The following is a 20,787-nucleotide window of genomic DNA, read 5'->3' as shown; positions in this document are numbered from 1 at the left end:
GACCTTTGCTGTTATAAGCTGAATCCGCCGTCGCAACGAAGGATCGTGCCGGTAGTATTGCTGTTGCGCATCAAAAAGAGTACGGCCTCTGCGATGTCAGCTGCAGTAGCTATTTTGCCGGTAGGCAGCTGGCCCGCATAGGTGCTGAACGTGTCTGCTTTTACATCTGCCGGGAGAAAGTTCCACCAGGGAGTGTCTACCACGCCCGGAGAAACAGCGTTTATCCGTAAGGGTTGGAGCTCTTTCGCCAGGCCGGGGACCATGGCTTCGAGGCCGCCATTGATTGCCGCCAGCCCGGCAGTCCCGGGATTTTTGGCAATGGCGCTGATGGCGGTGATCAGCGTAATACTGCCGCCGGCGTGCATATACGGCAGGGCGGCCTGTAAAGTCTGTAGTTGTGGCCAGAACTTACCTTCAAAACCTGCACGCAGATCATCCAGTGGCAGATCTCTGAACATACCGGCGCCTTTGGCCCCGCTCAGGGCGATTACCAGGTGATCAATACTGCCCAGGGCCGCAAAAAACCGATCGAGCGCCGAACGGTCATTGCTGTCCAGCACCGCGGTTGCAGCGGGTACTGATCGGGCAGCCTCCTGCAGCCGTTCTTCCGAACGGCCGGTGATGGTAACGCGGGCATTTTCTGCGATGAGTAAAGCGGCCGTAGCCAATCCGATACCGGACGAGCCACCGGCAATGATTACACGGGAATTTTCAAATGAAGCCATAAATGCGTTTCTTTTATGCTGTAAAATTGGCGCATAAAAGGCGGGGAGTTGTTAACCCAATACTGCATTAAATTAACCGGATACTGCATTTTTCCGGAACGCCAGCGGCGTAATACCTGTTTTCTCCTTAAAGAAACGGTTAAAACCTGCAGGATCGCTGAAATGCAGCTGATCAGATATGGCGGCGATGGTGGTATCGGTATACCGCAGCGCTGCTTTAGCTTCCCGCACCAGCATGTCTGCGATGGCTTCGGAAGCGGTATGACCCGTATGCGCCCGGATAGCCCTGTTGAGGTGATTAGGTGTTACGCCCAGCATAGCAGCGTAGTCTGCTACTTTTCTCCTGGTGAGAAAATGTTCACTGACCAGCTTCTTATAACGCGGTACGAGATAGGCCGCCTTGTCTTCTTTTTCCACCAGGTGGAATCCCTGGCGCAGGTAACTGCGCTTCAGCTCCAGCAGCATCAGGTACACGTACATACGCATCGCTTTGTCATGCCCTGGCTGATGGCGCCGCAGTTCTGCATTCATCCGCTCTGCAAAATCGACCGTAGCAGCCAGTTCGGCCGGCGACAACTGCATAAACGGTACTCCTGCATAGGCGAAGAAGGGAAACTCTTCCGGAATACGGTCAGGCGCTAGTATATCTTCCAGAAAAGCCGGTTCAAATAACAGGTAATAACCGAAGGCGTCATCACTCAGGCCCCGCTTACTGAAGATCTGCCCCGGGAAAGTAAAACTGACAGTACCTGTGCCGTGGGTAAAATCCTCAAGGCCCAGCTGAATTTCTGTGACGCCCCGTACGGAGATGCTGATACGGTAATAATCTGATTTCAACGGTCCCATCTGTGCGCGTACGCCTTCACTTGAATAGAGTTCAAAACCCTTTATCCGTGCAGCGGCGGGAAGGTTGTTATATCCAAATGCGGAAGTGTCACCGGGCAGGCGATGCAGCTGCCGGGAGGCTTCCAGTCCGTATTGCGGAATTTCTTTGCGGGGAGAACGGGCGGGCATCTGGTTGTTTATTTATAGAGTGACCGGATGATATTGTCTACAGGCTCCTCATTGTTGCGGGCGGCCAGCATCTGTTCCCGCTGTTTCACGAGGCGGTCGAAACCTTCCTCTACGTCTTCCAGTGCGGCCTTTCCGTACCGTTCGATGAGCATGTCGTCAATCTTGCGTTGTTTGCCTTCCGCCAGCAGCGGCCTGCTACGGTTATGCACCTGCCCCATGATGCGGATGAGCGCCTGTTTGTCTTCTTCTTCCACATCGTGATACAGGATATAAGAGACTTTGAACAGGCTGCTGCCAATTTTACGCAGCAGGGTATTGCCTTTCTCCGTGATGCTGATCAGCCTGGCCCGCTTATCGGCCGGATCGTTTTTCTCCGTGATCAGGGCTTTCTTTTTCATCCGGTTCAGAATGTCGATACCGGTGGATTGCTCCATCATACAGAGACTGATGATATCCGTTTTCCTTGCTTCCTTTTTGTATTTGATGATATTGAGCAGGTAAAACCATTCCAGCTCGATGTCCGGCCATTCTTTCATCATGATTTTAGCGTAGATGGTATGCATACCGCTCATTCTGCCGATCAGTTCGGAGATAAGGCCGTCCATGTCCGGCGGCGGTCCGGCGGATTTCTCCTTCTTTCTCTTTGCCTGCTTCCGCATGTAATGTGCGCAAAAGTCCGCCACTGCAGGCTTGTCAGCCTGACCGGCATATGCTTCCCATGCGGTGATCAGTTCCACTAAAGGCGTCATCTTTAGAAATATTTTACTGAAAAAGTACTTATTTTAAAATAAAACGATTTCGTTATAATCAAAACCGATTTCGTTGTTTTTACCGAAAATTTGTGCTTTCTTTGTAAAGATAAAGAACGGAACCGTAATAAATAGTTTATGCAGACACCACTTGAACAACTGATGGCCGACAGTCAGTCCGGGCTGGCACAGGCCATTCCGGCACTCAGCGACCTGGCGTCCTTACTGGAGCGGCATGCCTTGAACAAGTATGAAGATCCGGCCGGCGCGGAGAAGCGGTTACACCGGCCCGATCTGGCGGACCTCCGACTGGAGGCGGCAGAGATGACCGCGTTCAAACATTTTTTATTTTTTATGTTGATGAATTACCCTGACAGGGCTTCCTCGGTGGCACATTGCCTGAAGAAGTGTTATGATCCGGCGCTGACGACCGGCCTGTGTCAGGCGATCGCCGCCTACTGGCAACAGGACGATGCTGCCACCGTACAGCTGACGGATGCCATCACGTATGCACAGGGGTACGATCAGTTCAGCGAAACAGTGCTCGGCTGGTTTAAAAAGCTGGCAATGGAAGGACTACCGGAGACCCGTAAAAGTATAAACCAAAAATTCGCTTATTACCGTAAGTTTTACGATGTACAACTTTAGTATTCTCGCTGTGGCCATCAGCATGGCAGAACTGCCGGCGCTGCTCCTGGCCGATTTATTGACCGAAACGGTGCAATTGCTGCAGGAGCTGCTGTCAGCATTGACACCGCTACCGGAAAAGTAAAGACGAAAAATACAACGGGCCCGTTGTAATCATTTCATCACCTTGAGGAGCCTGTAAATACCAGCCTTCCCATCTGCCGGTAGTAAACCGGAAATACCTGCACCACGGAGCGTACATAGGCTTAACAACATGGTAGACGTCTGCCGGAATTATTGCCATGCAGCCAGCACACACAGCGCACACAAAAGAAGGCACAGTGGCGTGAAATAAAGGGCGTCCCTGCGGCCAAAGGGCGTTGTTTTCACCTTGCGGAAAAGGCCCACGTATTTAAAGTCGCCAATAGCCCGCAGCGCAAAAATAGCGGCGATGCCGCGGGTGGTCCAGCTGACCAGGCGACGGCTTGCCCATGCATCAAAAGCACCGGTATTACCAATCGCTACCAACGCAAACAACAACAGCCCAAACGCTACGATAAAAGTGGCGCCCGCACCGGGCCTTAACATGAGCTCTCCGGCGGCATTGACCGGCAAAGCCTTATCCATACCCCAACGACCGCCGAAAGCCCAGTAAAAATGTATGGCGGAGATAACAACTAAAATAGTGGCCGCCACCACAGCAGGTAGTAACATACGACAGGATTATATCCACAAATGTAGGCATTGCGGATACATGCCCGCCTGATAATTATCAGGATATTTTATTGTAAGAACAGGTAATGCACCAGGCCGAAACAAAGGCTCATACCGATCAGGTACACTACGTTCAGCCGGTACCGTATCAACAGGAAAAGCGACAGCAGCATCCAGCCCAAAGCCGGGTAGTCCAGGTTGCCGAAGGCTACTCCACCGGGAAATAATACATCTTTCCCCAGGAAAATGGTCAGGTTCAGTATGACGCCGGTCACCGCCGCAGTGACAAAGCCCAGTACCCCCGCGATGGATCTGTTCTCCTGCGTTTTCCCGATCAGCGGCGCACCGGCGAAAATAAACAGGAAGCAGGGCAGGAAAGTATAAAACGTAGTAGTGAGCAATCCCAGGGTACCCATCCACAATGACCCGCCGAAATGATTATAACCGGCCATAAAGCCCACATAAGAGAGCACGATGATCAGGGGGCCCGGCGTTGTTTCCGCCAGCGCAAAACCGTCTATCATCTGCATACTGCTCAACCAGTTAAGTTTACCCACGCTGAACTGCGCCACATACGGCAACACCGTATACGAGCCGCCCACCGTCACCAAAGCCGTTTGCGTGAAAAACAGCACCATGCCTTTCCAGAAGCGGAAGTCTTCCGCCAGCAGGAAAAACAGGGCAAAAGGCAATACCCACAACAACAGGGTGACGCCTATCTGTTTTCCCAACCGCAACAACACATTTCCGCCCATCGGCGTTTTCGTATATTTATTGAGGTAGTAGCCCTGTTCTTCCGCTGCCATCGCCTCTTCGTGATGTACGTCCCTTTCCACCAGCGAAGGCCGCAGATAGCGCAGCAGCAATGCAATAGTGATAGTGCCTCCGATGATCGCCAGCAAGGAAAGATTAAACCAGCATATGCTCACAAAAGCCGCTGCCGCCAGCACATAATGCAACGGCGTATGCAGCGCTTTCTGCCCCACCCGGATCATAGCCAAAATGATAATGGCCACCACCGCCGGCTTCAACCCGTTAAACATCGCATATATCCAGGGCACATTCCCATACAGCACATACATCATACTTAAACCTAACAGGATAAACATAGAAGGCAGCACAAACAGGATCCCCGCCGCCAGCCCGCCTTTCCTGCCATGCAGCTGCCATCCCACATAAGTGGCCAACTGCTGCGCCTCCGGACCTGGCAATATCATACAATGATTGAGGGCGTGCAGAAAGCGGCTGTTGCTTATCCACTTCTTGCGGTCAACCAGGTATTCATGCATAATCGCAATATGCCCCGCTGTGCCGCCAAAACTGATCCATCCCAATTTAAACCAGAACCGTAACGCCTCCCCGAAAGAAGGCTGCGGCTGTTGATTGCTTTCATTCATATCTTTTGCTTCGTTTTTCAAAACCGTACCCCAAAAAATACCCCGCACCTGCTGTTGAAACAGATGTTCGAAAAAACAACTACATACTATCATATTATATTGAAAATCATGCTGTTAAAGGCTACTGCGCATGGCTTTTTGAGAAGATTCAAAGATACAAAACACCCTCCCTTTATGCAACCTTTAATCCCCCTTTTTTTCATTAATTTGCCGCCACAAATTCAACATTGTCATTTAAATTAACCCGCATGGAGAAGCGCTTCGAGACGATTGTCAACGATATCACCACCGCAGCAGGCCAATTGCTGCAAAAAATGGACGAAAAAACGGATTCCGCCAACATAGTACGCCGCACTTCCTTGCAGGCAGGGGTACACGATTATATCCGCTTTTTCTACTACAAAGGGCAGGTGCATTGTTTTATGGATGGCATGGGCAACGACCGCCCGGATGTAAAGTATGAAGGCACCGACTTCCCCGACGCTCCGCTCACCAAAGCAGACATCGATCAAATGCTGCCGCTGCTGCAGGAAAAGTTAAAGGAACTGTACCGCTCCTACGACGATAAACCGGTACTGGATTTCGAATTCCAGGTAGAGGGCAAATTCAGGATCGATGAAAAATTCTACAAACTGCCGGTGCTCCACACCACCAGCGAGGCTAAAAAAAACAAGCTGCTGCAGGCCATCGATCAATATCTCTCCAAAAAAATCAAAGAAGGGCAATACCCTACCAAAGAGCTGGAAACATTCTTTCTCTCCAAACACCTGATCAATACCGCCTTATATCCGGAAACAGACGTACCGGCGGTCATAGCGATCTTCGAAAAGATCCGGACGCTCAACAAACACAAAAAAGAAACACTGCAACAACATCAGCATCATATCACCTACGCCCTGCGGAGATGGGCGGAAGATAAATTCCTGCCGACCTTTTTTAACGTTCACACACCATCGTGGGGACTGCCGGAATTTATCTTAAAAGCAGGTGACGAACGGCCCGCTCCGCCGGAGCACCTGCTGGACCTGCTGATATACGCCGGCGTGACCATCATCCGCTTTGAGCCCAACTACAGCCGCAGCACCGGCGTAGGCTTTATCGAGAAAGCGAAAGAACTGGGCAGCACCAAAGCCACCCAGATACTGAAGACAGGCAGCGGCACCTTCAACAAGACAGACTGCCAGTACAAAGATGCAGATGTGAACTGTATCGCCAACGACGTCTTTGCTACTTTTGACATCAGCTTTAAGAACGAAACAGCCGCCGCCTACGGCAAAGCACTGGACTTCATCTGTAACCTGCTGGAAAAAGATTTCCCACCCAGCTACGAGATCAAATGCAAATCCAAAACAAAAAACCTGCTACCCGTTAAAGGACTTGGTAAATCCGGCACACAAAGGTTCTTCGCCAATGCACTGCAATACCCCGCCCTGTTCCCCCAGCTGGAAAAATACGTACAACTGGCCATCCGTCTTGAATATGAATGGTACAACGATGCGGAAGCGGAACAATGCGCACGGCCAGGCACCTACGCTGTATTCGGACTGGCATTGGCAGACGCGCGGTATTTCCCGCTGTTGCATCAGTACCTCGATAAAGTAGACGATGAACATCAGTCTGTACAGAATAACTTCCTGGCAACGTTTATACAACAACATGGGATCAACGCGGGCACTATTCCCATCATCGTGGATGTACTGCGATGCGCACAGGATATCAAACCCATGAAGGAATTAAAAGCACTGGAAACAGCGGAACATATGGAGCAACTAAAAACCTATGTCAGATCGTTGAAGCTGGAATCATACGAGCTGGACCACCTTGCGTGGTTTATCTGGAAAGGAAAGAAAAAACTGGAACTGTGATGGTCACGCGAAGTTCACGCGAAGTTCACGCAAAGCACGCAAAGCAGCAAAGAGCGCAAAGATTTTTTTAAGTTTAAATAAGAAAGCAAAGGAGCGGAGATCAAATTTGATCTCCGCTCCTTTGCTTTCTCTGCTCGCTTATACGATCTTTGCGCTCTTTGCTGCTTTGCGTGCTTTGCGTGAACTTCGCGAGAACTCAATGTCCGCCAAGAGCGCGGTACAGGGCTATCACCGCCTGCCACTCTTGCCACTGATCGTTGATGCCTCCTATCTGTGCGCTCAATAAATTTTGTTCTGATGTCAGTACATCGGTATAGTTGGTACTGGAGCTGTAGCGCAGCAGTTCTTTTGTAAAGTCCACTGCTTTCTCCAGTGACGCCAGTTGTTTTTCCCTGCTTTCTTTTTTCTCTCCGGCAGATGTCAGCGAGTAAAGGGCGTCTGATACTTCTTTGCCGGCTGTTAACATCGTTTTGCTGAAATTGTACAGCGCTTCCTGCTGTTTGGCCTGTGCGGTGGTCAGCCGTGCTTTATTCAGCCCACGGTTGAAGATGGGCTGAGTCAGTCCGCCTACTACGTTGCCAAACAGGCCGGCGTCGGTGAACCATTTGCTGAAATCGAAGCTGGTAAAGCCACCTGCCGCAGTGATATTGAGGGAAGGGTAAAAGGCGGTACGGGCGATATTGGTATTTTCAAATGCATTGCGGAAAGCATATTCCGCAGCTTTTACATCCGGGCGGTACTGCAGCAGTTGCGCCGGTACACCGGCAGAAAGGCCCTGCGGCAGTTGCTGGCCCGCCATGCTGCCACGGGCAATCGGTCCCGGAGGTAGTGCCAGCAAAACAGAGAGCGCGTTTTCTGTTTCCCTGATCTGTCGTTTTACATCAGGGATGGCCACTGCGGCGGCGTATTGGTTCGCTTCACTCTGCACCACGGCGGCGCCGTTCACTATACCGGAGGCTTTCAGTTCTTTCATGCTGCTCACATCTTCGCCCCTGTTGGCCAGCGTTTGCTGCAGCACCAGCAGTTGCTGGTCCAGCGCCAGCAGCGAATAGTACGCCGCAGCGATATCGGACACGAGACTACTCTGTACCGCCTGTTGCGCCGCAACGGTCCCCAGCAGCGCTGCCTGTGCCGCTTTTTTGCCGCTGCGCAGCTTACCCCATATATCTGCTTCCCAGCTGGCCGCCACATTTACATCATACTGAGTAGCACTGGTAATAAGGCCGTATCCCTGCGGGAAGGCCAGCCGGCTTTGTTTCACAGAGGCGTTGGCGTTCACATCGGGCAAAAACGCCAGTTTGCGCTGCTTCAGCGCCGCCTGCGCGGCCACGATGCGCTGCATCGCTATCCGCAGGTCCAGGTTCTCCCGGATGCCACGGGCAATCAGCCGTTGCAAGGCGGTATCGGTAAAAAATACCTGCCAGGGCCGTACCGCCAGGGTATTGGTATCACTGCTCTGATGGTCCCGGTACAAACCGTTCACGTCTAACTCCGGTGATGTATAAGGCTTTGTGATCCGGCAGGCTGCTGCCAGCGTTACCAGTGCCAGCAGCCATATATATCTCTTGTGTGTCATCTTTACATTTTTGATTCAGAAAAATTAAACAGCCAGTTCTTCCAGTTCTTCTTCATGTTCTTCTGCTTTCCTCACAGCGGTGCCGCCCATGCGTTCCTGCAAAGCCTGGAACATCACGAAGAGCGCCGGTATCACGAACACGCCGAACACCGTACCAATCAACATCCCTCCTACGGCGGCCGTACCGATACAGCGGTTACTCAGCGCACCTACGCCGGAGGCCAGCATCAGCGGCATCAGGCCGAAAATGAAAGCGAAGGAGGTCATGAGGATAGGCCGTAAACGGGCCGCAGCGCCGGAAATGGCGGCACGCACCAGGCTTAAGCCACTCCTGCGCCGCTGGATGGAGAACTCCACGATCAGGATCGCATTCTTGGCCAACAGACCGATCAGCATAATGAGACTGATCTGTAAGAAGATGTTGTTATCCAGCCCTGCGAGACGGGCAAAGAGGAAAGCGCCGGCCAGCCCGATGGGCAATGACAGCAGCACTGCCAACGGCAGGATATAACTTTTGTATTGGGCGCTCAGGAGGAAATACACGAACAACAGGCAGAGGACGAAGATGAGCAATGTCTGGCTGCCGCTGGATATTTCCTCTCTTGTGAGCGCGCTGAAATCGAAATCTGTTCCTCTGGGCAACGTGCTGGCGGCCACCTCACGGAATGCCCTGATGGCGTCGCCGGAACTGTAGCCGGGATTTGGCGCACCGGTCACCGCAGCGGAAGTATAGAGGTTGAAGCGGTTGATAAACTCAGGACCGCTGGTCTTGCGTAATGTCAGGAAAGCGGATACCGGCGCCATCTCCCCCTTGTTGTTGCGCACAAAAATTTTATTGAGGTCCGCTTCTTCTGTACGGTAACGGGGATTGGTCTGCAGCATCACCTTGTACTGTTTACCGAAGCGGTTAAAGTCAGAAGCGTAGATACCGCCCAGATAGCCCTGCAGCGTGCGCAGCAGCCCGCCAACGTCCACACCGGCTTCTTTACAATGTGCTACATCCACCTGCACTTCGTACTGTGGCAGGTTGGTGTTAAACGGCGTGGCAGCGTACATGATCTCCGGCCGTTTGTTCAGCGCTTCCATGAATTTGTTCACCGTACCGCCGAACTCTTTGTAACTGCCGCCGGTTTTGTCGAGCAGCTGCATTTCAAAACCGCTGCTGTTACCAAATCCCTGGAGGGTAGGTGCGGCAAAGAAGATGATCTGTGCGCCTTTGATACCGGCTGTTTGTGCAAACAGTTTGCCCACCAGGCTGTTGATGTCCTGACCGGGTTTGGTCCTTTCCTTCCATGGTTTAAGGGCGATGAACAAAGCGCCGTATGATCCGCCGAAACCACTGATAAGGTTCATCCCTGAAAGGCGGGAGGTTACTGCCACTTCCGGCATAGACCGCGCGATGCTGTCTACCTGATCAGCGATCTTCGTTGTTTGCTCCAGTGTAGATGCCGGCGGCAGGATGATGTCGCCGTAGATGGCGCCGGAATCCTCGTTGGGCACAAAGCCGGTAGGCGTGGTCCTCAGCAGGAACACCAGAATACCGGCGAAGACGGCGATGGCTCCCAGCGCCAGCCACTTGCGGGCGATCAGCATTTTAACGATACGTATATACCTGTCCGTTACAGCGGTAAAACCGGCGTTAAAGGCGGTGTAAAAACGTTGCAGCAGGTTTTTCTTAACGTGGTGATCTTTGCCGTGCGGTTTGAGCAGAATCGCGCAGAGCGCAGGGCTCAGGGTCAGTGCGTTGACTGCGGAGATGAGGATAGCCACTGCCAGGGTGAGGCCAAACTGCTTGTAGAACACGCCGGCAGAACCGGTGATAAATGTTACCGGTACAAACACCGCCGACATGATGAGGGTGATGGATACGATGGCGGTGCTGATTTCACTCATGGCATGCATGGTCGCTTTCCGCGCCGATCGCGCGCCCTGGTCCAGCTTGGCGTGTACAGCTTCCACCACCACAATGGCGTCGTCCACCACAATACCGATGGCCAGCACGAGGGCGAACAGCGTGAGCAGGTTCAGCGTAAACCCGAATATTTTGAGGAAGAAGAAGGTCCCGATAATCGCTACCGGCACTGCGATGGCCGGTATCAGCGTGGAGCGGAAATCCTGCAGGAAAATAAACACCACGATGAACACGAGGATAAACGCTTCAAAGATGGTCTGTATCAGTTTGGAGATGGAAGCGTCGAGAAAGTCGTTCGCGTTGATGAAGACCGCCATTTTCACACCGGGTGGAAAATCTGCTTTTGCTTTTTCAAACACTTTTTCTATCTGTAAGATCACCTCGTGTGCGTTGGAGCCGGCGGTCTGGCTCACGGCGCCGCCGGAAGAAGGGTGACCCTGTGCGGTGAGGTCCGTGGCATAGTTGAAGGCACCCAGTTGCACATCGGCCACATCTTTGAGGCGGAGCAGCTGTCCGTCGGCCGTGGCGCGGATCACGATATTTTCAAATTGTTCCGGTTGCTCCAGGCGACCGGTATATTTCAGCACATACTGGAATGTTTTTTTACTGTTCTCTCCCAATTTACCGGGCGCCGCTTCGATGTTCTGTTCCGCGAGGGCGGCTATCACATCATCAGGCACGAGGCCGTAGGAAGCCATTACGTCGGGCCGTAGCCAGATACGCATGGAGTAGGCCTGATCGCTCCACACCTGTACATCGCCCACGCCGGAAATTCTTTTCAGTTCAGGGATGATGTTGATGCGGAGATAGTTGTCGAGAAAGTTCTCGTCATATGATTTGTTCTCGCTGTACAGCAGGAAACCAAATACTTCACTGTTTAGTTTTTTGGTGGTGGTGATCCCGGTTTTAATGACTTCCGCCGGCATGAGGCCGGTGGCTTTGGCGACCCTGTTCTGTACGTTGACGGCGGCCAGGTCGGGATCGGTACCCTGTTTGAAGTTGACCGTGATCACCGCGGAACCGTCGTTGCTTGCTTTGGAGGTCATATAAGTCATATGTTCCACGCCATTGATCTGTTCTTCCAGCGGGATGATCACACTTTTCATCACCACGTCGGCGTTGGCGCCCTGGTAGTTGGCCGTCACCTCCACGGTGGGCGGCGCTATTTCAGGATATTGCGAGATGGGCAGGGACATCAGGCCCAGCACGCCCAGTATCACGATGATGATGGAGATAACGGTAGATAGTACCGGGTTATCGATAAATTTCTTGAGCATACGATTGTTTTTAAAAGGGCAAAGCAGTAGCTATGGGTACCGGCGTGTAGCCGGTACCGTGACAGATAAAGCCACGGGCGTTTCGTTATTGGGCGGCCGTAGCGCCGGACTTCAGTCCGGGGCTTGCAGCAGTTTTCCCGGGGTCAGCGGCGGCGACCGGCGCGGCCGCGGCCACTGGTTTAATCTTCGTCCCGTCTTTCAGGGAGCCGATGCCGTCGGAGACGATTTTGTCGCCTGCCAGCAGGCCGTTGCTTACTATGTAGCTATCGCCGGAGGAGCGGTCGCTCACGCTGATTTCGCGGGAGTGAGCGGTGCCGGCGGAGTCGATGGCGTAGACAAATTTTTTGCCCTGCAGTTCGTATGTTGCTTTGGCGGGCGCGATGATGGCGTTGCTGACCGGTTGCACGATTCGGACGGTAGCACTGCTGCCGCTGCGGATAAGGCCTGCCTTATTGGGAAAGACCGCCCGCATGCTGATGGCGCCGGTGCCGTTATTGATAAGACCTCCGGTTGTTTCCACTTTTCCTTTCTCCGTGTATTCGTTACCATTGGCCAGTACCAGTTGTACCGGTGGCAGTTGCTTCAGTTTAGTGTCCAGCGGGACGTTGGCGTCTGTACCGGCGAGGTCCAACAGTTGTTTTTCCGTGAAGGAAAAATATACGTGTACGTTGGCGATGTCGGCGAGGATGGTCAGCGGTTGCGCGCTGGCGGGCGCTACGAGGCTGCCGATTTTATAGGGCAGGGTGCCGATGACGCCGTCTGCCGGGCTGTAGATGGTGGTATATCCGAGGTTGACGCGGGCGTTCTGCAGGCTGGCTTTTGCCTGGGCCAGTTCCGCTTCCCGGGCCTGCAGGGCCAGTTCCGCCGCTTCCAGTTCATAATTGCTGACGATTTCTTTTTTCACCAGCGGCGTTACTTTGCGCACCTGCATACGGGCGGTGTTGACGGCCGCTTCGGCGCTTTTGATGGCTGCCTGGGCGGTGAGCACTTCCTGTTCGTATTGCGGTGCGTTTATTTTAAAGAGGAGCTGCCCTTTTTTAACGGTGGCGCCTTCGTCTACCAGTATCTGGGCCACGTAGCCGTCTACTTTAGGCCGTATCTCGATGTTTTGCTGACCGCGAACTGTTGCGGGATAATCCATATGAAGGGTCGTTTCCGATGTCTTCAGTGTCAGCACAGGATAAGGCTGCGGTTCGTTGCTGTAACCAGCCTCTTTATGGCCGCCGCCGCAGGCTGTCAGTAAAGAAAGCATTGCCAGGGCGGCGGTTTGGAACGATAAATTTGTTTGCATTGTTACATGGTTTTATATGATACCGGTACATGAAAGCATGGCAATGTCATTCCGCAGCAGGGGCTGCAGCAGCAATTGTCTGCCAGTCTTGTATGGGCACGGGATTGAAGGCTGGACACCAGCGCCTCGTCAGTACAGAAGCGGATTTCCGGCCGTTGAATTGTTTATCTGATGCAAAAATAGTAAATTTGTGAATAAACCAAATAAACACTTTGTTTATTATGAATAATATTTTGCAGGAGAACGAGAGAGCTTTGTGGATATTGAAGACCAGGGGGCCTCAGCCTCTGTCGGTCGTAGCGGAAGCCCTTAATATAACGGTGGAGGGTGCACGCTTTCAGCTGTTGAAGCTGAGCAGTGAGGGATTGGTGGAGGCCACCAACGTCGCAAAAGGACGTGGCAGGCCGCAACAGATATGGGCGCTCACGCAGAAGGGCAATGGCCGCTTTCCTGATTCACATGCAGAGCTGACGGTGCGCCTGATCAGGACCATCCGGGAAACGCTGGGGGACGACGCACTGCAGGCGGTCATCGAAAGCAGCAAAAAAGTGGGACTGGACAAATATTTACAGGCGACCGGGCAGGAGACCACGCTGGAAGGCAAGATCAACAAGCTGGCCGAGACCAGGGATGCAGAAGGATATATGGCTACCTGGGAAAAAGACGGAGAAGGATATATGTTAATAGAAAACCACTGCCCTATCTGTGTGGCAGCTGAGGTTTGCCAGAATTTCTGTTCCGCCGAGCTGGAAACATTCCGGAAAGTGATCGGTGAGGGAGCCGAAGTGCATCGCGTAGACCACCTGCTGGCCGGCGCCAGGCGATGCGCCTACCGTATCTGTCCCAAGGGCTAACAACGACAATGTTGAAGGCTGGTATCGATTTTTAACTTATCTTGGCCGCATAGCAGCTTATGCCACGATGCTCCCGGCCAATAACATACAGGAACTGCAGCGCCGTATCAGCTTACATGACGACGAATCAGCCTATAAGGAGCTGTTCCTGCATTTCTATGAACCGCTGGTGCAATTTGCCGGGTCTTTTGTCCGCTCCGCACAGGTCGCCGAGGAAGTAGTCTCCGATGTGTTTATTAATATATGGCAGGGACGCCGCCGGCTGACCGAAGTCCTTAATCTGCGGGTATATCTCTACGTCAGCACCAAAAACGTGGCCCTCAAATACCTGATGCAGCAACAGAAAAAAAGTGCGCTTTCCCTGGACGCACTGGAGCTGGACATGGAGAGCCCTCACTACAATCCTGAAGAACAGTTGATCAGCGCCGAACTGCTGGCCAAATTTGAACAGGCGGTCAGCGATCTTCCACCCCGCTGCAAAATCATTTTCAAACTGATCAAAGAAGACGGCCTCCGCTACAAAGAGATCGCAGAAATCCTCGACATCTCGGTCAAAACCATTGACAATCAACTTGCCATCGCCCTTGCGCGTATTGCCCGCGCCATCAACACTTCCCTGAAAAAGCCCCAGCGATTACAGCCTTAAAATTTTTTTTATCGCCCTTTGGTAGATTCTGTGAAAAATGAGATCCTGTAAGGAGAGCATCTTATTTCACGTTATGAACACGAGACGAATATGGGAACTAACGGCACGGAAACTGGCCAATGAAGCTACTGCGGAAGAACTGCAGGAGCTGTCGGCGCTGCTACGTGATCATCCCGACGCAGACATGCCCGCCGGCTTGGTGGATGAGCTGTGGCAAAAAACGACGGCCGCCACCGATGCGGAAGCCGCCAGCGCTGCGCATGACCGGCATATCAGCCGGATGCAGGCCATGGGGATTCCCATCGGACAGGCAACAACTGCCACACACGGGCTGAAGCCCGTGGTTACCACCCTGCGGCCCCGCCGCCGCTATCTGTGGGCCGCCGCCGTTTCCACCGGCCTGTTGATCTGCATGGGCGCCTGGTGGTGGACCTCCGTTAAAAAAAACAACAACGCCAGCGCCAGCGAAGTAACTACACGCAACGGTTCGCGCACCAGCATACAACTGGCGGACGGAACACGGGTATGGCTAAACGCCGGAAGCAAACTCTCCTATAGCAAAGATTTTGGTAAAAAGGACCGGAGCGTAACACTCTCCGGAGAAGCTTTTTTCGACGTGGCCAAACAAGCAGACCATCCGTTTGTTATTCATACGGAAACAATGGATATCAGAGTATTGGGAACCCGCTTCAACGTACGGTCCTATCCGCAGGATAAAACCACAGAAGCCTCACTGATTACCGGTAGCATAGAAGCCATTGTAAAGCACAACACCACCCGGATCATTCTTAAACCCAGCGAAAAAATCGTGGTGTTGAACCATTTGCCCAAGGTGGCCCCGGCAACCAGGACCACCGCTACAAAAGAAGAAAATCCGGTCACACTCAGCCACGTTTCCTACTACGCAGCACAAACCACTGCCATTACGGAAACCTCCTGGATGGACAACAAACTGGTGTTTAAAGACGAGTCCTTTGCAACACTGGCCCGGGAGATGGAACGGTTTTTCGGGGTGAAGGTGCAGTTCGCAAATCCGCAACCGGAAACACTTCGTTTTACCGGCATCTTCGAACAGGAAACCGTGCAGCAAGCGCTCAGCGCATTACAACTAACGGCCGCATTCCGGTATGAAATACAAAACGACACCATCATTATCCACTGAATAATATGACAACGTTATGAACACACACTTGTTAAACAGTTCCTGAAAACAACCAAAAGCAAAACGGGAAATGCGCTAACATTTCCCGCTAAAGATGCAGTCTTGTCCGGAAACTTGCCAACACGCTAAGCCGCAAGCTTCCATCACTTTCACCTCTAGATTTAAAAGTATGAAAATATCGCTAGAATTTAGGGACAGGTATACCTATGCCCTAAAAAAAGCACTTGTTATTATGAAACTCACCACGTTGTTATTGCTGGCGTGTTTTCTCCAGGTATCCGCCGCTGTCAAAGGGCAGGCTACCATCACCCTTAAACTGAAAAAAGCGGAGATCTCACAGGTCCTGAGCAGTATTGAACAGCAGGGCACCTACCGTTTTCTGTACAATAACGCGCTGACCGAAATCAAAAGAAAAGTGAATGTCGATGTTACCGACTCGGGGTTGGACGCGGTGATGAACACGCTCTTCGCCGGTACTTCCCTGCGGTATAAACTGATCGAAAACAACCTGGTGGTGATCATGTCCCAGGAAATAGCCATCACCGGTAAAGTCACCAGCAAAAAAGACGGCACGCCTATTCCCGGCGCCACCATCGCGGTAAAAGGCACCTCCAAAGGCGCTGTGACCGGCCCGGACGGGAGCTACACCCTAAAGGCGCCGGACAATGCTACGCTGGTCGTTAGCTTTATCGGCTTCACCTCCCAGGAAGTGCCGGTCAACAACCGTCAGCAGATAGATATTGCGCTGGAAGAATCGGTCAGCCAGATGCAACAGGTAGTCGTAGTGGGCTATGGCGTACAACGTAAAGTAGATATCACCGGTTCCATTGCACAGATAAAAGGCGAAGAAATCAGCAAACAACCGGTGACTAACGCTGTCAGTGGCCTGCAAGGTAAAGTAGCCGGCGTACAGATCGTCAACAATGGTAAGCCCGGCGCTGCGCCTACCATCAAAATCCGTGGTACCGGCACCGTATATGGTTCTCCCAATCCCTTATATGTGGTAGACGGTGTGTGGTATGACGACATCTCTTTCCTCAACCCCGGCGACATCGAAAACATGAGCATCCTGAAAGACGCTTCCAGCGAAGCGATCTACGGTATGCGGGCCGCCAACGGCGTGGTGCTGATCACTACTAAAAAAGGCCGCGCCGGCAAAGCCAGCATCAACTATACCGGTTATGTTGGCATGCAAAAGGCCACCAACAGGGTAAAAATGGCTAATGGCAACGAATACGCCACCATCATCAATGAACTGAGCGCTATCAACAAAAACGACCTGCGGCTGGACCCCAACGCCTACGGCGCAGGTACCGACTGGTTCAAACAGGAAATGCGCAATGCGCTTACCACCAGTCATCAGTTGTCCGTCAATGGCGGTTCTGAAAAATCGAGTTATAACTTCTCCCTGAGTTATATGAAACAGGACGGCCTGATCAAAACCAATGACTTTTCCCGTATCACCGCCCGCCTGCAAAATGACTTTCAGGTATTTGAACCTTTAAAAATAGGATATAGTGTAACCGCCGCGGCTTATAACAGTCATGATATTCCGGACGACTACTTCCTGCAGTTGTATACTTCCGCGCCAGTTGTGTCTGTATTTAATCCCGATGGCTCCTACGGTGATCCCGCCCTGCTGGACCTGGGCACCGGCGCCGGCAAGAATCCACAGGTATCGCTTGATTTCTTTGATCAGAAAACACAACGCCGTGTCATTACGGGTAGCGCATACGCCGATCTCCGCTTCGCCAAACATTTTGTATTGCACAGCAGTGTTGGCGGGGAGTATGGAGACAGCATCATCCGCAACTATTCTCCGCAATATAAAGCCACCACCAACCAGTACAACGACGTCAGCAGGCTGACCCGCACCACCGGCAGCCGGCAGAGCTGGATCGTGGAGAACACGTTGACTTATGACAACAAGTTCGGGGACCACAGCCTGAAAATACTGGCAGGCCAGGCAGCGCAGCAAAGACGTTTCTATAAACTGATCGCCACGGCAGACAATGTGCCCAACAACAATGAAGGCACCAGGTACCTGCGCCTGGGCAACGTCGATGGCCGTTCAGTGAAAGATGAAGGAGAGCTGTATAACATCGCCTCCTATTTTGGTCGTATAAACTATGCCTATAAAGATAAGTACCTGCTGACAGCCTCTTTCCGTGCAGATGGCTCATCCCTGTTTTCCGAGGGAGACAAATGGGGCTACTTCCCGTCCGTGGGGTTGGGATGGATACTCAGTGAAGAACCGTTTATCAAGAACACCGGGATCTTTGACAACCTGAAGTTGCGCGGCAGCTGGGGCAGGGTGGGCAACGCTTCCATCCCGCCTTCTATCTCCGTTCTCCGGATCACGCAAGACCCATACATGACCGCCATCTTCGGCGGGAACATCCTTACCGGCGCCAGTATCAACACGCTGGTGCCTCCGGCGCTGATCTGGGAGAAATCCGAAGGGATCGATGCAGGTATCGAAGCCAGCGTATTAAAGAACAGGTTGTACGTAGAAGCCGGTTTCTACGTAAAGAAGACGCTGTCCGCTATTTTCGACGTACCTATTCTGCTGTCTTTAGGCACACAGGATTCCAAAATGCTGGACAACCAGGCTACTTTCCGCAACCAGGGCTGGGAGTTCGCCGCTAACTGGAAAGATGAAACACCAGGAGGCTTTGGCTACTCCATCGGAGGTAATTTCACCATCAACAACAGCAAGGTCATTGAGGTAAATACCGGCGCCACGCCTATTTATGGCGGCGGCAACGCTTCCTTCGTGGGCGCCCTGCTGACCCGCACTATTGTCGGTCAACCGATTGGCCAGTATTTCGGGTACAAGGTAGACGGCATTTTCCAGAACCAGGCAGAGGTGGCGGCTTCTGCGCAGCCCAACGCCAAACCGGGAGACTTCAGGTACCGGGACGTCAACGGCGATGGTGAGATCGACGGAGAGGACCGTGTGCCTATCGGCAATCCCAACCCGAAATTCACTTATGGCATCAACACCAGCTTCAACTATAAGAACTTCGATCTCGCACTGGAATTTCAGGGCGTAGGCGGTGTGGACGTGTACAATGCCAATCTCGTACTGCGTTATGGTAACGAAAACTACACCAAAAAATTCTTTGACAACCGCTGGCACGGCGAAGGTACTTCCAACACCTACCCCTCCGCTAACATTGGCGGCGGACAAAACCCGCAACCCAACTCCTTCTTCGTGGAAAACGGCGCCTACTTCCGTATCCGGAACATACAGCTGGGCTATACCATGCCGAAGACCATCGCCAACCGCTGGGGAATGCAAAACCTGCGTTTCTTCGCCAGTGCGCAAAATGCGTTCAACTTCTTCCGCTATCGCGGTTTCACTCCTGAAATCGGCGGAATACCTACAGCGCAGGGCATTGACAAGGCGGTCTATCCCCTGTTCGCCACCTACAACTTCGGTGTAAATGTGACCTTTTAATTTCAAATGATGACGACCATGAAAAGTAACCACGCGCTACATATAAAACGTATCCCCGGCTACGCCCTGCCGGTACTGCTGATCCTGGCCGCAGGCTGCGGAAAAGGCTTCCTTGACGTGCCACCACAGGGACAACAACCGGCACAGGAATTCTGGGTATCCCAGGAAGATGCCACCAAAGCGGTGAGCGCCATGTACGCCAATCTGCACGAGTGGCGTCAGGTAGGTTTCGCCGCCCTGGCAGTCGAAGACCTGGGCTCCGATGAAACGGAGAAAGGCAGCGACCCCAATGACGCCAGTTTCCTGGGCAACTTCGACAACTTTACCTACACTGCGTCAGATGGCCAGGTGACCGATTTCTGGAAGGGCCAGTACCAGGAAGTCAACTTCTGCAATCAGGTGCTGGACAATGTTCCCAACATCAAAATGGAAGACGGCCTGAAAAACCGTTACCTCGCTGAAGCCAAATTCATCCGCGCCTACGCCTACTTTCGGTTGGTACGCGCCTTCGGCGATGTTCCGCTGCGCCTTCATGTGCCCAAAGGCACGGAAGAATATAACATTCCGCGCACCTCCAAAACGGAAGTATGGGCTGCCATCGAAAAAGACCTGACCGAAGCAGCCGCCGTGTTACCCACAAGTTACAGTGCAGCCGAAGCAGGACGCGCCACGAAAGGCGCAGCCCTGGCCTTGCACGCCAAAGCGGCCATGTACCAGAAAAAATGGGCGGACGTGCTCACCTATACCAATCAGGTAATGGCGCTGGGCTACAGTCTCTTTCCAGACTACGAAAAACTGTTCCGCATCCCGAACGAGAACTCCGTAGAATCCGTCTTTGAGCTGCAATGCCAAACCATCCCAGGCAACAAAGATGCCTCCAACTCCCAGTACTCCCAGATACAGGGCGTAAAAAACCAACCCGGTGGCGGTTGGGGCTTTAATACGCCTACACAGACACTGGTGGATGCCTATGAAACGGGAGATCCCCGTAAAAACGGAACGATCCTTTTCCGGGGCACCAAAACTGTAGAAGGCGACAGTATCAGAAACGTCGGCGTCAACCGCCGTTTCAATTATAAATCATATGTGCCCTTCACCCTGTGGCAATCCGGCTACAATGAGGGCGCAGACCAGAATGTACGGGTGATCCGTTATGCGGAAGTACTGCTGATGAACGCGGAAGCGGCCAATGAAACCGGCAACAGCGGTCTCGCCCTCAGCTCCCTCAATGCTGTAAGGGCCCGTGCGCGCGGTGGTAACAACAACGTACTTCCCAACGTCACCACGACCAATCAGGCACAACTGCGCCTCGCCATCTACCACGAAAGACGAATAGAGCTGGCCATGGAAAGGGACCGCTTCTTCGACGTTATCCGGCAGGGAAGAGGAGCTGAAGTGTTCGGCCCTATGGGCTTTAAAGCCGGGAAAAATGAACTGATGCCCATTCCGCAAACAGAACGGGACCTCAGTAACAACCTGCTGACACAAAACCCTGGTTACTAGATAAGCGATTGG

The 20,787-nt window shown here is 52.6% G+C and carries 16 protein-coding genes; 8 read left to right on the top strand and 8 right to left on the bottom strand.

Going from position 1 to position 20,787, the window contains the following annotated elements; all coding sequences use genetic code 11:
* Positions 1-11 precede the first annotated feature (11 nt).
* The 3 genes from B5D63_RS04835 to B5D63_RS04825 all read right to left on the bottom strand — a co-directional run bounded on the left by B5D63_RS04835 (position 12) and on the right by B5D63_RS04825 (position 2,488).
* Entirely contained in the window at positions 12-725 is a 714-nt protein-coding gene (locus B5D63_RS04835; protein WP_078667609.1) for an SDR family oxidoreductase, read from the bottom strand.
* Positions 726-797: 72 nt separating this feature from the next.
* The gene (locus B5D63_RS04830; RefSeq protein ID WP_078667608.1) at positions 798-1,739 is read right to left on the bottom strand and encodes a helix-turn-helix domain-containing protein; all 942 of its coding nucleotides are present in this window, start codon (positions 1,737-1,739) and stop codon (positions 798-800) included.
* An 8-nt stretch (positions 1,740-1,747) separates the two neighbouring features.
* Positions 1,748-2,488: a MarR family winged helix-turn-helix transcriptional regulator gene (locus B5D63_RS04825; RefSeq protein ID WP_078667607.1), complete on the bottom strand. Its 741-nt coding sequence runs from the start codon at positions 2,486-2,488 to the stop codon at positions 1,748-1,750.
* 138 nt (positions 2,489-2,626) lie between these two features.
* Between B5D63_RS04825 and B5D63_RS04820 the strand changes: the two genes are divergently transcribed.
* A complete protein-coding gene (locus B5D63_RS04820) occupies positions 2,627-3,136 on the top strand; it encodes a hypothetical protein (RefSeq protein ID WP_078667606.1) in 510 nt (169 codons plus the stop codon).
* Positions 3,123-3,260 carry a hypothetical protein gene (locus B5D63_RS34930; RefSeq protein ID WP_159455889.1) on the top strand — a complete coding sequence of 46 codons (138 nt, stop codon included), beginning with the start codon at positions 3,123-3,125 and terminating at the stop codon, positions 3,258-3,260. The genes B5D63_RS04820 and B5D63_RS34930 overlap by 14 nt, the downstream gene beginning before the upstream one ends.
* Before the next feature lie 149 nt (positions 3,261-3,409).
* On the opposite strand, the gene B5D63_RS04815 is transcribed toward B5D63_RS34930, so the two are convergent.
* Together B5D63_RS04815 and chrA are read right to left on the bottom strand one after the other, a co-directional pair.
* On the bottom strand, positions 3,410-3,829 hold the full coding sequence (locus B5D63_RS04815; protein ID WP_078667605.1) for a DUF3995 domain-containing protein: 420 nt from the start codon (positions 3,827-3,829) through the stop codon (positions 3,410-3,412).
* Positions 3,830-3,897: 68 nt separating this feature from the next.
* Positions 3,898-5,226 carry a chromate efflux transporter gene (gene chrA / locus B5D63_RS04810; RefSeq protein WP_078668546.1) on the bottom strand — a complete coding sequence of 443 codons (1,329 nt, stop codon included), beginning with the start codon at positions 5,224-5,226 and terminating at the stop codon, positions 3,898-3,900.
* A 248-nt stretch (positions 5,227-5,474) separates the two neighbouring features.
* Here chrA and B5D63_RS04805 point away from each other — a divergent pair, with 248 nt between their 5' ends.
* Positions 5,475-7,091: a DUF6138 family protein gene (locus B5D63_RS04805; protein WP_078667604.1), complete on the top strand. Its 1,617-nt coding sequence runs from the start codon at positions 5,475-5,477 to the stop codon at positions 7,089-7,091.
* Positions 7,092-7,287: 196 nt separating this feature from the next.
* On the opposite strand, the gene B5D63_RS04800 is transcribed toward B5D63_RS04805, so the two are convergent.
* The 3 genes from B5D63_RS04800 to B5D63_RS04790 form a co-directional block, all read right to left on the bottom strand.
* On the bottom strand, positions 7,288-8,667 hold the full coding sequence (locus B5D63_RS04800; protein WP_078667603.1) for an efflux transporter outer membrane subunit: 1,380 nt from the start codon (positions 8,665-8,667) through the stop codon (positions 7,288-7,290).
* Positions 8,668-8,691: 24 nt separating this feature from the next.
* Entirely contained in the window at positions 8,692-11,856 is a 3,165-nt protein-coding gene (locus B5D63_RS04795; protein WP_078667602.1) for an efflux RND transporter permease subunit, read from the bottom strand.
* Positions 11,857-11,941: 85 nt separating this feature from the next.
* Complete coding sequence (locus tag B5D63_RS04790) at positions 11,942-13,147, bottom strand: efflux RND transporter periplasmic adaptor subunit (protein WP_078667601.1); 1,206 nt, start codon at positions 13,145-13,147, stop codon at positions 11,942-11,944.
* Between the two features lie 221 nt (positions 13,148-13,368).
* Between B5D63_RS04790 and B5D63_RS04785 the strand changes: the two genes are divergently transcribed.
* From B5D63_RS04785 to B5D63_RS04765, 5 genes are all read left to right on the top strand, one after another.
* Complete coding sequence (locus tag B5D63_RS04785) at positions 13,369-14,001, top strand: helix-turn-helix transcriptional regulator (RefSeq protein WP_078667600.1); 633 nt, start codon at positions 13,369-13,371, stop codon at positions 13,999-14,001.
* A 67-nt stretch (positions 14,002-14,068) separates the two neighbouring features.
* Positions 14,069-14,647 carry an RNA polymerase sigma-70 factor gene (locus tag B5D63_RS04780; RefSeq protein ID WP_078667599.1) on the top strand — a complete coding sequence of 193 codons (579 nt, stop codon included), beginning with the start codon at positions 14,069-14,071 and terminating at the stop codon, positions 14,645-14,647.
* A gap of 73 nt (positions 14,648-14,720) precedes the next feature.
* Complete coding sequence (locus tag B5D63_RS04775; RefSeq protein ID WP_159455888.1) at positions 14,721-15,809, top strand: FecR family protein; 1,089 nt, start codon at positions 14,721-14,723, stop codon at positions 15,807-15,809.
* 232 nt (positions 15,810-16,041) lie between these two features.
* The gene (locus B5D63_RS04770) at positions 16,042-19,272 is read left to right on the top strand and encodes a TonB-dependent receptor (protein WP_078667597.1); all 3,231 of its coding nucleotides are present in this window, start codon (positions 16,042-16,044) and stop codon (positions 19,270-19,272) included.
* Positions 19,273-19,290: 18 nt separating this feature from the next.
* Positions 19,291-20,775 (top strand): RagB/SusD family nutrient uptake outer membrane protein, encoded by a 1,485-nt coding sequence (locus tag B5D63_RS04765; protein ID WP_200816916.1) that lies wholly within the window; start codon positions 19,291-19,293, stop codon positions 20,773-20,775.
* The last annotated feature ends 12 nt before the right edge of the window (positions 20,776-20,787 follow it).

This window comes from Chitinophaga eiseniae (genome assembly GCF_900167135.1).
Lineage (GTDB): Bacteria > Bacteroidota > Bacteroidia > Chitinophagales > Chitinophagaceae > Chitinophaga > Chitinophaga eiseniae.
This window is presented reverse-complemented; position numbering and strand designations above follow the sequence as displayed.